9 protein-coding genes are annotated in these 12,699 nt (G+C 45.6%); all 9 read left to right on the top strand.

The genetic code is table 11. The features are described from left to right. Positions 1-364: 364 nt before the first annotated feature. The 9 genes from NSB28_RS22655 (at position 365) to NSB28_RS22615 (ending at position 12,676) form a co-directional block, all read left to right on the top strand. The gene (locus tag NSB28_RS22655; RefSeq protein WP_109625985.1) at positions 365-1,411 is read left to right on the top strand and encodes a hypothetical protein; all 1,047 of its coding nucleotides are present in this window, start codon (positions 365-367) and stop codon (positions 1,409-1,411) included. 168 nt (positions 1,412-1,579) lie between these two features. After that, positions 1,580-3,196 carry an MBL fold metallo-hydrolase RNA specificity domain-containing protein gene (locus tag NSB28_RS22650; protein ID WP_109625984.1) on the top strand — a complete coding sequence of 539 codons (1,617 nt, stop codon included), beginning with the start codon at positions 1,580-1,582 and terminating at the stop codon, positions 3,194-3,196. A gap of 187 nt (positions 3,197-3,383) precedes the next feature. After that, positions 3,384-3,914 (top strand): spore maturation protein, encoded by a 531-nt coding sequence (locus tag NSB28_RS22645; RefSeq protein WP_109626039.1) that lies wholly within the window; start codon positions 3,384-3,386, stop codon positions 3,912-3,914. Between the two features lie 117 nt (positions 3,915-4,031). Continuing rightward, positions 4,032-7,781 (top strand): diguanylate cyclase domain-containing protein, encoded by a 3,750-nt coding sequence (locus tag NSB28_RS22640; RefSeq protein WP_109625983.1) that lies wholly within the window; start codon positions 4,032-4,034, stop codon positions 7,779-7,781. A 192-nt stretch (positions 7,782-7,973) separates the two neighbouring features. Beyond that, complete coding sequence (locus NSB28_RS22635) at positions 7,974-8,615, top strand: TetR/AcrR family transcriptional regulator (protein WP_109625982.1); 642 nt, start codon at positions 7,974-7,976, stop codon at positions 8,613-8,615. Further along, entirely contained in the window at positions 8,593-9,480 is an 888-nt protein-coding gene (locus NSB28_RS22630; RefSeq protein WP_109625981.1) for an ABC transporter ATP-binding protein, read from the top strand. The genes NSB28_RS22635 and NSB28_RS22630 overlap by 23 nt, the downstream gene beginning before the upstream one ends. After that, entirely contained in the window at positions 9,473-10,273 is an 801-nt protein-coding gene (locus tag NSB28_RS22625; protein WP_109625980.1) for an ABC transporter permease subunit, read from the top strand. The genes NSB28_RS22630 and NSB28_RS22625 overlap by 8 nt, the downstream gene beginning before the upstream one ends. 132 nt (positions 10,274-10,405) lie before the next feature. After that, positions 10,406-11,149 carry an SDR family NAD(P)-dependent oxidoreductase gene (locus NSB28_RS22620; RefSeq protein ID WP_109625979.1) on the top strand — a complete coding sequence of 248 codons (744 nt, stop codon included), beginning with the start codon at positions 10,406-10,408 and terminating at the stop codon, positions 11,147-11,149. Between the two features lie 198 nt (positions 11,150-11,347). Beyond that, entirely contained in the window at positions 11,348-12,676 is a 1,329-nt protein-coding gene (locus NSB28_RS22615; protein WP_109625978.1) for an MATE family efflux transporter, read from the top strand. The last annotated feature ends 23 nt before the right edge of the window (positions 12,677-12,699 follow it).

Genomic DNA, 12,699 nt, shown 5'->3' with positions numbered 1-12,699 from the left:
AACTATCTTATATCTTAACAATATAAATGGAACAGGATGGGGAGGGAAGTGACAATGGAGAAGGGTATTATATGTTTCAGCACTGTTGGAAACGCTGACAGCAGACTTACATTACATATTTTGCGCTGCGCGCTGAAGACGGTGAGTAACTTATAAACTATAGAAAACTAATGAATTACAGAAGCTGTCGAATAAAAACAATAACCTGCGATGTTAATTTTCGCGAGTAGTGAGTCAAAGTCTGGTTCTTTTGACCTTGACTTCGGGGTGCGGAATGTCTGCAGATGAATTAGGCCCTTGTCTGCAGGGTAGGACATGGCAGGTTTTCTTTGCATTTTATTGGCAGTTAAAAGGGGAGAAAATTATGAAGGCAAATTATTATCGGTTTTTATTTGAAAATACCAATGACGGAATCGTAAACACAGGAAGCATAGTAGACACGGAAAAGGATGAAAAGTTCCAGTTTTGCTATCTGAGCGGAGCAGCCGCTATGAAAGCAGATGAGGGAAATGATATTGATGAATCCGTGGAAGTGGTCAATGGGCTTCCGGAAGTGCTTGATATGCTCGTTATTGCGGATTTTGAACCGCATTATCTGGAAAAAGCATTAAAACTTCTGAAAAAGACAAAGGCAGAAAAAGTGCTGCTGCCAAAGTGTGATGAGGATGTCAGGGCAAAACTGGTAAAAGGCCTTTCAGATGAAGAACATTGTGACCAAGCCATAGAGCTTATAAAGGAGCCTGAAGCGGTACTGAAACGCGAAGGTGCGGTAAAAATTTATGAGCTGGGCGAGGGAGAGACGTTCAGTACAGAGTCCAGTGGTTTCAAAGTTAAGGTGTCCTGCTACGGAAAGGGAGAAAATGCTTCTCTTGTCATGTATTACGGACCGGCAGAAAAAGGAACTAAAAACTTGGAATCCATGTTTGCAGTGAAGAGTTTTACAAAAGAGATGAAATGCAGCATGTGTGTAGATGGGGAAAACCATCATTGTGCAATGAAATGCTGCCTTTATAATGACTATGATATCTGCAGAAGACATAGCGAAAAAGACTGTGAACAATTTATTCTTGGAACTTTGTTATTGGGAAACGTTAAACTGGAAGAGTGCGGGCAGAAGATACTGAGTGATTTTGAAGAAGAGATCGGAGGCCTGCGGGTAATGTCAGTACCTAACGGAGGTGCAAAAGAAAACTGGGATAAGCTGTTCTTTGAAAAGACGATGGACATTTTTAGTAAGAACAATCCAGAGACAGCACATTTTAAGCAGTACTTCGTAGTTCCATCTTGTAAAAAGACGTCAGCGCAGACACTTATGGATATATCGGCGTCAGATCCATATCATCAGCTGGTAATGACCGGCAAAGTTTACGGTATTTGTGCATCAGGTTATCTGAAATCAAGGATGGACTGATTTAGAGACAACAACATAGACAGGCAAGTATATAAGAAAAACATGAATAAATAAAAGTGTGATTGCTCCAGGGAAAAAATTTCCTATCGAATGAAGGGAAATGAGCGTATAATATAATATTATGAGAATAACTTATTGTATTATTGGGCGAAAGGAGCGGCAGAATTTATGAGACTGACTTTTTTGGGGGCAACGCATGAGGTGACAGGCAGCTGTTATTATCTGGAAGCTTGTCATAAGAAAATTTTAATTGATTGTGGAATGGAACAGGGTCCTGATGAGTTTGAGAATCAGGACATTCCGGTATCGGCCGGAGAAATAGATTTAGTACTGCTGACACATGCACATATTGATCACTCAGGCAGGCTGCCTTTGCTGTATAAAAGGGGCTTCAGAGGGATTGTGTATTCGACAGCGGGTACGGCAGATCTATGTCAGATTATGCTTCGTGACAGTGCACACATTCAGATGTTTGAGGCAGAGTGGAGGAACAGGAAGGGACAGAGGGCAGGCAAGCCCGAATATGTACCCCTCTACGACATGCAGGATGCGGATGGGATCATTTCCTGTTTTAAGGGAAATCCGTACAACGAGAAAATCTGCATCACCGACGGATTGGAAGTAAGATTTGTAGATGCAGGGCATCTGCTTGGTTCATCATCAATAGAGATCTGGATAACAGAAGGAGAATGCACGAAGAAGATTGTATTTTCCGGAGATATTGGGAATGAAAGACAGCCCCTTATAAGGGATCCCCAATATCTCAGCACAGCAGATTATGTGGTGATGGAATCAACCTATGGTGACAGGAGCCATGGCGAGATCCCCGATTATGTGGGAGAACTCGCAGAGATCATCGAATCCACCCTGGGTAAGGGAGGAAATCTGGTGATACCGTCCTTTGCAGTAGGCAGGACGCAGGAGCTGCTGTACTTCATACGTAAAATAAAGGCAGACAACATGGTTAAGACGATTCCTGATTTTGAAGTTTATGTGGATAGTCCGCTGGCTATAGAGGCGACAAGTATTTTCATGGAACACATGTGGGATGATTTTGATAAAGAGGCTCTGGATCTCATCAATCAGGGAATCAACCCAATTACATTCAGGGGTCTGAAGACAACTATTACAAGTGAAGAATCAAAGGAGATCAATTTTGACGAGAAGCCCAAGGTTATTATTTCGGCCAGCGGCATGTGTGAGGCTGGCAGGATCAAACACCATCTGAAACACAACTTGTGGAGAGAAGAATCCACAATTCTGTTCGTTGGTTACCAGGCCTATGGGACACTGGGAAGATCAATAGCTGAGGGAGCGTCAAAGGTAAAGCTGTTCGGTGAGGAGATCGGCGTAAAAGCCAGAATAATGAAGCTGAATGGGATCAGCGGTCATGCTGATAATAATGGACTGATTAAGTGGATATCTGCATTTGAGAAGAAGCCGGATAAAGTATTTGTAACACACGGAGAAGATACAGTGTGTGATCTGTTTGCCGCAAGGCTGAGGACAGAGCTGGGGCTTGATGTAATGGCGCCCTACAGCGGTACAATATACGATCTGGCTGAGAACAAATGCATAGAAGAAGGGAAGCCTGTACTTGTAAGGAAGACTGAAGAGCAGGCTGAACTTTCTCTGAAGGTACGGCTGAATACGCCTTTTGGCAGGCTTTTGTCTGCAGGAGAGAGGCTGATGTCAGTCATACGCCATAATGAGGGCGGAGCAAATAAGGATCTTGGCAAGTTTGCCGACCAGATAATCTCACTTTGTGAGAAGTGGGACAGATAAGGTAACTGTGAAAGTACTGAACAGTTACAAATAGAGCAGAGGGGTATCCGCCGGTTTTTCGGGAAAACAGAAAAGCCGGGGCGGATACCCCTTTTTCTGTGGGTAGAGGCCGGGAAGGATGGCCAGGCAGCATATTCTTCCTAATTGATGAATATGCTGTAAAAAAGAAAGATGCGGGATGCAGCTGATGGATTTTCTAATATTTTTATCCACTTACATAATCCCCTTTATTTTGCTGTACGTTATTGGATACGGCCTTTTGCAGAAGCGGAATATCTATGAGACCTTTATTAAAGGAGCGGTGGATGGCTTCCAGACTGTCATCAAGATCATGCCAACATTGATTGGGCTGATGGTTGGTGTGGGGATACTTCGGGCGTCAGGTTTTCTGGATATGGTATCCAATGTCCTGGGAATGTTCCTGAACCGTGCCGGTTTCCCCTCCCAGCTGGTGCCGGTTACCATTGTGAGAATGTTTTCTTCCAGCGCTGCTACGGGGCTGGTGCTGGATATATTTAAGGAGTACGGGCCGGATTCCCTTATTGGTACTATGACATCTATTATGATGGGGTGTACGGAGACCATATTTTATACCATGTCTGTTTATTTCATGACTGCAAAGGTAAAGAAAACCAGGTATACACTTACAGGCGCACTTGCGGCCACTCTGGCCGGGATCGTGGCAAGTGTGATTCTGGCCAGGGGAGTGAGGCTGTAGATGATTACGGCCGGGAAATTGCGGCAATGATGAAAAAAATATAGTTTTTTATGTAAAACATGATATGATAAGAGGAACAGAGACAGTACCGTTGATCAACAGTACGGGGAGAAAACAATGACAAAAAGAGATACGATCCTGATAGTAGATGATGTAGAAATAAACAGGGCAATACTGAGAAATGTATTTGAGAAAGAATATAATATCCTGGAAGCGGAAAACGGGGAGCAGGCTCTTGTCTTTCTGGGGCAGTACCATGGAAAGATAGCAACCGTGCTGCTGGATCTTGTTATGCCGGTCATGGATGGATATCAGGTCATGGAAGAAGTTGACAAACGCGGTTTCCTTCAGGAATTTCCTGTTATTATCATTACAGCGGAGGATTCGGCCCAGAATGAAGTTAAGATTTTTGATATGGGGGCATCGGAGATCATTCTGAAGCCCTTTGAGCCTTTTGTGGTCAGGAGAAGGGTCCAGAATATCATTGAGCTGAACCTGCGCAAGTTAAACCAGCAGGAGCTTATAGAAGAGCAGGCTGCTAAACTGAGGGAGTCGAATGCAGTCATGATCGATGCCCTGTCGTCCATTATAGAGTACAGGAGTGTGGAGACAGGGCAGCATATACAGAGAATCAGGATGTTTACAAAGCTGCTTCTGGAAAATGTGGCTCAGTGCTACCCGGAATTTGGCCTTGATAAGCGGAAGATCGAGATTATTGTGAGCGCATCCTCCATGCATGATATAGGGAAGATAGCCATTCCTGATTCTATACTGAATAAGCCGGGCAGGCTGACCCGGGATGAATTTGAGATAATGAAGACCCACGCTGTAAAAGGCTGTGAGATGCTTGCAGGGCTGGACAGGGTGAGTGATAAGGAGTATCTGCAGTATGCCTATAATATCTGCAGGTATCACCACGAGCGCTGGGATGGGCGGGGCTATCCTGACGGGCTGAAGGGCAATAATATACCTGTCTGTGCACAGGTGGTGGGGGTGGCTGACTGCTATGATGCCCTCACTACCAACCGGGTATATAAGAAAGCGATCCCTCCCCAGCAGGCGTTTAATATGATCCTGAATGGAGAGTGCGGTGTATTTTCGCCCAAACTTCTGGAGTGCCTGAAGAATGTCAGGGAAAAGTTTGCATTGCTCTCTAAGGAGTACGCTGACGGCAACATGCATAAAGGCGAAGGCGTGGGTCCGAAACAGCAGCCGGCCATTCCTGAGATACCGGAGATGGACACGCTTCAGATGGGGCAGATGAAATATTTTGCCATGCTCAGATATGCAGAAGATACAGTTATGGAGCTGGACCTGACTACAGGCCTCTACCATCTTGTATATCTGGCGGATGACAGCTTTGCACCGTTAAAGAATGGATATAGTTTTGAAGATGCAGTGAGGACTTTTGCCTGTGAATCTGTGCATCCTGAGGACAGGCAGACAGCTATGAGGATCACGGACAAATATATACAGGACTTTTTTGACAACGGACTGATGAAGAAAAGCGAGAGGTACCGCGTGTATGATAAGAACCTGGGAGTGTATTTCTGGTGCAGGAATACACTGCTCCGTGCAGATACGGACAACCCCAGAAGGAGGAAGATCCTGCTGATATGGAAACGTGAGAGCGGGGAGGAATTAACTTCCTCACAGGTTGAGAGGCAGTTTTATAATGATGTGATACTGCGCAGTGTATTGATCTGCATTCAGAAATTCAGGTATAACCAGTGGTTTACCCTCCCGGAGGTGAGTGACGGGCTCTCAGAGCTGCTGGGTTATACAAAAGCGGAGATCAGGGAGAAGTTTGATAACAGATTTATAGACCTTATATATATGCCTGACAGAGAGGACCTGAGGCGCCAGATAGAATCTCAGCTGAAGCTGGGAACTTCTCTGGAACTGGAATACAGGGTGGTGACAAAAGACGGCAGAAGGGTCTGGATCCTGGGAAAAGGACGCATCATCACGGGTGAGGACGGACTGGAGTATCTGTACGGGGCTCTGCTGGATATTACAAAGTCTAAGCAGGAGCAGGAACAGCTGCGGCTGACCCTGGAGCGCCATAAGATTATTATGGACCAGACAAATGATATTATATTTGAGTGGGATATCCTGAAGAACCAGCTAAGCTATTCTTCCAACTGGCGGGAAAAATTCGGATATGAGCCTATAAAAAACGATGTGAAGAAAAGGCTGAGAAAAACTTCTCATGTCCATCCCAAGGATGTATCTGAACTGGTCGGGTTTATGAGCGAACTGGAAAAGGGTGTTCATTATAAGGAGACGGAGCTGAGGATAGCTGACGGGAATGGCCGGTACAGGTGGTGCAGGATAAGAGCTACGGCACAGTTTGACGGGACCGGCAGGCCGTTTAAGGCTGTCGGCGTGCTAAGTGATATTGACAAGGAAAAGAGAGCATCCCAGGAGCTTAAGAATAAAGCAGAGAGGGATGAGCTTACAGGGCTTTATAATAAAAGGACAGCCAGGGATAAGATAGAGAGATATCTGAAACGGCGCGGTGAGAGGGACAGATCAGCCATGTTTATTCTGGATGTGGATGATTTTAAAAATATAAATGATAATTATGGGCATATGTTTGGAGATGCTGTGCTTCAGGAGATTTCTTCTGTCCTGGGAGAACTGTTCAGCAGCAGGGATATCATATCCAGAATAGGCGGAGATGAATTCCTTATATTTATGAGGGATATTAAGGATGACAGAGAGGCTGTTCTGATGGCTGAGAGGATCGTTAAGGCCTTTTCCACCATGTTCAGTGAAAATGTACTGCCGTTCTATCCGTCATGCAGCGTAGGCATTGTGTTCTGCCCCCAGGACGGGGAAAAGTTTGAGGTGCTGTTCAACAACAGCGATATTGCCCTGTATGATGCCAAGTCCAGGGGAAAGAACTGCTTTACGGTATACGGGAAATCAGCCCTTACCAATACGTATGGGGCAAGGTCAAGAATGCTGAATACAAGCACCCGGATAGACTCAAATGATCAGACGAATGGACTGGATACTGTTCTGATCGAGAGGGTGCTGAAAATAATATATGATTCTGACGGTATGGATGAGGCCATCTCCGATATTCTGGAGCTTACAGGAAAGGAATTTGGGGTCAGCCGTGCCTATGTGTTTGAAGATTCCTGTGACGGGGCATATTGTGATAATACATATGAGTGGTGCAATGAGGGGATTTCCGTACAAAAGGAGATTCTTCAGCATGTGAAATATAAAGATCTTGGCATGGCTTATAAGTCACTGTTTAATGAGGACAGCATATTTTACTGTCCTGATGTGAACCTGCTTGTGAAGGAACAAAGAGATTTTTTTATGAAGCAGGGAGTAAAGTCCATGCTTCAGTGTGCAATACGTGATATGGGGGTATTTAAAGGATTTGTAGGGTTTGACGACTGTTTGGTAAGGCGTCTGTGGACACAGGAACAGATCAGCGCCCTTACATTTATATCAAAGCTGCTGTCAGTCTACCTGCTCAAGAAAAGAGCCCAGGACAGGGCGGAGAGCACGGCCGCAGATCTGGAAAATATACTTGATGGCCAGGATCTCTGGATATATGCCATCGACAGTGATACATACAGCCTGGAATATATCAATGCAAAGACACACGCCATAGTGCCTGAGGCAAGAGAGGGCATGAAGTGCTATAAGGCTTATTTTAAAAGGGATGAGCCATGTGAGCGATGTCCCGCCAGGCGGCTGAAAGCAAATGAGAGGGAGCCTATTGAAATATATAACCCCATACTGAGGGTATGGACCCTAACCGGCGCTTCTTATATAAATTGGAAAAATAAAAAGAATATTCTCCTCACATGCCAGGATATAACGGATTATAAGCAGGATTAAAGAAGTTTTAAGACTGTTCATGAGATGATCTGCATGCACATGCGGCCGGCCCAACAGCCGGCTGTATTTGTGAAAAGGCGTCAGCAGAATATTTTTATTATTGGGGGTTGTAAAAAATAGTCAATGTGATATTTTGGTACTAATATCAGGATCATGATGTGCACTTGTCATCCTGGCAGAAAGGAAGGAAATATGTACGAGAAGTTTCATGAGCTGCCTGTTGAAAAGCAGACGTGTATCATCAATGCAGCTATGGAAGTTTTTTCTAAAAATGAGTATAAGCAGGCAAATACAGATGATATTGCTGCCAGGGCAGGCATTTCCAAGGGCAGTCTGTTTTATTATTTCCACAATAAAAGGGATCTGTATTTGTATCTCTATGATTATACGGCAAATGTTATGAAAAGTCAGATTCTGGATAAGGATTTCTGGAAGATCACGGACCTGTTTGAGCGGATTAGATATGGGGCATTGTGTAAGGTGAGAATCTTAAAAAAGAATCCCCATATCCTGGATTTCTGCGTGCGCTGCTTTTACTCAAAGGAAGAGGCAGTGAGTTCACAGTTAAACAGCATGAATACGGAGCTTACAGATAATGCCGCTGAAAGTTATTTTGCAGGTATTGACTGTTCGAAATTCAAGGATGGAGTCAGTGCCCAAAAGGTCTATCAGATGATGAACTGGATGTCAGACGGCTATATTCATTCTAAGAGGATGAAGGAGGATGCACTGGATCTGGAGCAGATGATGAAGGAGTTTGAAGAGTGGATGGAGATGCTGCGCACCATGATGTATAAGGAGGAATATTTACATGAATGTAATAGAGATACATGACATCACAAAGGACTATGGAAACCAGAAGGGTGTCTTTGATGTGAGCTTCAATGTGAGAAAGGGCGAGATACTGGGGTTTCTGGGGCCAAACGGTGCGGGAAAGACAACGACCATCCGCCAGCTGATGGGATTTACAAAGCCTGATAAGGGAAGCCTTACGATTTCGGGGATGGACTGCTTTTCTGAAGCAAAGGATATCCAGAAGAATCTGGGATATCTGCCTGGGGAGATCGCATTTATAGACAGCATGACGGGGGACAGTTTTATACGTTTTGTGGCCAATATGAAGGGGCTTAAGGATCTGAAGAGGATGGAGGAGCTGAAAAAGATGTTTGAGCTGAATGCATCCGGCAAGATCAAGAAGATGTCCAAGGGAATGAAGCAGAAGATAGGTATTGTCTGCGCGTTTATGCAGGACCCGGATATACTCATACTGGATGAGCCCACAAGCGGCCTTGACCCTCTGATGCAGAACAAGTTCATAGAGCTTATAATGGAGGAAAAGCAGAGAGGCAAGACTATACTCATGTCATCCCACATATTTGAGGAAGTGGAGAGGACATGCGACAGGGCTGCCATTATAAAAGACGGCAGGCTGATGGCTGTGGAGGACATAGAGAAGCTGCGCTCAGGCAAGAGCAAGACAGTGGAATTCAGGCTGGATTCTGAGGACAGCGCTGCCAGGCTGGCCGCTCTGGTGCCGGGTGCCCTGGTCAAAAAGAAGACAGTTACAGCAAAGGTAAAAGGAAGTATGGACGGGCTGTTAAAGCAGGCCTCACAGTTTACAGTGGTGGATATGGATGTACATACTGCCAGCCTGGAAGAGCTGTTCATGCATTTTTATGGAGGTGGCAGCAATGATTAGCGGAACATTATTTAAAAGGGAGATCAGGGCAAATTATATTCTTCTGATTATTTTCATGGGAGTGCTGACTATGTACTCTGCCATGATTGTAGCCATGTACGGTCCGGGAATGGGCGACGGGCTGAAGTCTATGGCAGAGAGTATGCCGGAGATTTTTGCGGCAGCAGGGATGCTCAATGTGGGAACAACACTGCTGGAGTTTGTGGTGGGGTATCTATATGGCATACTGCTTGTGGCTTTTCCGGGGGTATTCATCATCATACTCGCCAACCGTCTGGTGGCCAGATATGTAGATCAGGGTTCTATGGCATATCTGCTGGCTACGCCAAATAAAAGAACTAAGATAGCGGTGACACAGGCGCTGGCCATGGCGGCAGGGATCTTTGTACTGATCGCATATGTGGCGGTTCTGATCATCGTGGTATCCCAGATCATGTTTCCGGGGGAATTGGATATGGGCAAGTTTTTGCTCGTAAACGTGGCTTTATTTGGAATGCACCTGTTCTTTGGAGGTGTTTGTTTCCTGGCCTCCTGCCTGTTTAATGAATCAAGGCTGTCATACGGGACAGGGGCGGGAATTGTGATCGCTTCCATATTGATCCAGATGATATCACAGGTGGGAGATAAATTTGAGAACCTGAAATATATCACACCGCTGACACTGTTCGACCCGCGCGGAATCATTGCAGGTGATACAGGGGCGCTGGTACAGTGCGTGATCCTGTACGCTGCGGGACTGGTGATGATAGCTGCCGGAATCGTGATCTTTAAAAGAAAAGACATGTCTGTATAAAAAGGTAAAAATGGCATATCCTGTGAATTTTTTTTAAAACTATTGACAGAATAGTAATAATTGTTATAATAGTGATAGGAAATAATATAATAATAATTACTATTATTAATATAAACACAGGAGGATTGTCATATGCTAAAGAATAAAACAGCTATAGTTACAGGCGGTACTAGAGGAATTGGTTTTGCAGTCGTAAAGAAGTTTTTGGAAAATGGGGCAAAAGTAGCTCTTTTCGGTTCCAGAAAAGAGACAGTGGACAAAGCTTTGGAAGAACTGTCAAAGGAAGGAAAAGAATATGAAGTGATGGGGCTTTATCCGGATCTGGGAGATCCGGGGCAGGTGACTGCAGCATTTGATGAGGTTATCGGGAAGTGGGGCAGGCTTGATATACTTGTAAATAACGCAGGCATTTCAGCCAGAGACAGCATTTATGACTATAAGCCGGAGGATTTTAAAAATATTATTGATCTGAACCTGAATTCAGTGTTTATCTCCTCCCAGGCAGCAGCCAGGATCATGAAACCCCAGGGCGGGGGCGTGATCATAAATACAAGCTCAATGGTAAGCCTGTACGGGCAGGCGGCAGGATCAGGTTATCCGGCCTCCAAATTTGCCGTCAACGGTCTTACCAGGTCACTTGCACGGGAGCTTGGAAAAGATAATATCAGAGTAAATGCGGTAGCGCCGGGCGTTACACGTACTGATATGGTGGCAGCCCTCCCTGAGCAGGTGATCAAGCCGATCATGGATTCTATTCCTTTAAGGAGGATAGGTGAGCCGGAAGAGGTGGCAGATGCATTCCTGTTCCTGGCAAGTGACATGGCCAGCTATATCACTGGGGAGATCCTTTCGGTTGACGGGGCGGCTATGAGCTGAGATGGATCCGCAGGACATACATTTCTCACATGGGGCAGACAAATTTTCACGCCTGCTGAATCTGGTGATCTCAGGCTTGTGAGCCCGCTTGACTGATCCTGAAATTTAGGATAATCTTAATACTGGATAGCAGATCAAGGCCCTGATTAACAGGGTCTTTTTCGCTGAAAAGATATTAAGCATTTGGGGGACAAGACAATGACACGAGATATGACAACAGGAAACCCGGTGAAGCTCATACTTGCATTTGCAGTGCCGATCATGCTCAGCAGCATAGTGCAGCAGTTTTATCAGATCACAGACACTATGATAGTGGGCCAGTTCGTGGGAGTAAATGCTCTGGCCGCAGTTGGGTCATGCGGCGGTATCATTACGATGGTCATAGGCTGGGCCGGAGGACTGACGAGTGGATTTTCAATCATGGTGGCAAGGAGCTTCGGAAGCGGGGATGAGAAGAAAGTATCAGATTATTTTCTGAATTCTCTGCTTCTGTGTATTCTGATGACGGCAGGGATGACGGCGGTCCTTCAGATCATACTTCCCTGGATCGTGGATGTGGTCAATACGCCGCAGGAACTGAAGGCAGAGGTGACCCAGTATATAAGGATATCCTTCTGGGGGATAGGAGCGGCATTTCTGTACAACATCCTTTCCAGTGTCCAGAGGGCGCTGGGGGATTCAAAGACTCCCCTGATCTTTCTGGGGATCTCTGTGGTGGGAAATCTGGGATTGGATCTGGTGTGCGTGGCATGGCTTAAGATGGGAGTTGTGGGCGCCGCTGTCGCAACAGTAGTCTCACAGCTCTTCGCAGGGCTTTTGTGTCTGGCCTTTATTATAAAGAAGTACCCGCTGCTCTGGAAAAGCAGGCCAAAGGATGCTATATCAGGCCGGTATATGAAGCGTCTGCTGGGTCTGGGAGTTCCAATGGCCCTGCAGTTTTCTATCACTGCTATTGGAAATATCCTGATACAGTCAGCTCTGAATATGCTGGGAACTGTCTACATAACGGCATTTACGGCTTCCAGCAAGATCCAGGGGATATTTATGAGTATGTTCAGTTCCCTTGGCGCTGCGCTTTCTACATATGTAGGGCAGAACATGGGGGCAGGCAAAGTAAAGCGTATACGTGAGGGAGTCAGGGACTGTCAGATAGCCGCGCTCATATTCAGCGGCGTGGCAATGCTGTTCCTCTATTTCGCCGGATATTATCTTGTACAGATCTTCAGTTCAGATATGACAAAGGAGATACTTGATGCCAGCAGCCAGTATTTTCATCTGGTACCGTTTTTCTACCCGTTCCTGAGCGCTATTTTCCTTTACAGGAATGCCCTGCAGGGGATGGGAAATGGATTTGTGCCCATGCTTGGAGGAGTGGGAGAATTGCTTGCCAGGACTATCAGCTCCGCGGTACTGGCTCCCCGGATCGGATTTTTGGGTATCTGCCTGGGAGAGCCCCTGGCATGGATCTTTGCCCTGGTTCCCCTGATCCCATTCTACATACACTGGACAAAGAAGCTTCTGAAGTAACATAAGGATTCCTCAAGGACAGA

Source organism: Murimonas intestini, from assembly GCF_024622195.1.
GTDB lineage: Bacteria > Bacillota > Clostridia > Lachnospirales > Lachnospiraceae > Murimonas > Murimonas intestini.
The sequence above is the reverse complement of the archived record's forward strand: the minus strand, read 5'-3'. Positions and strand labels throughout refer to the sequence as shown.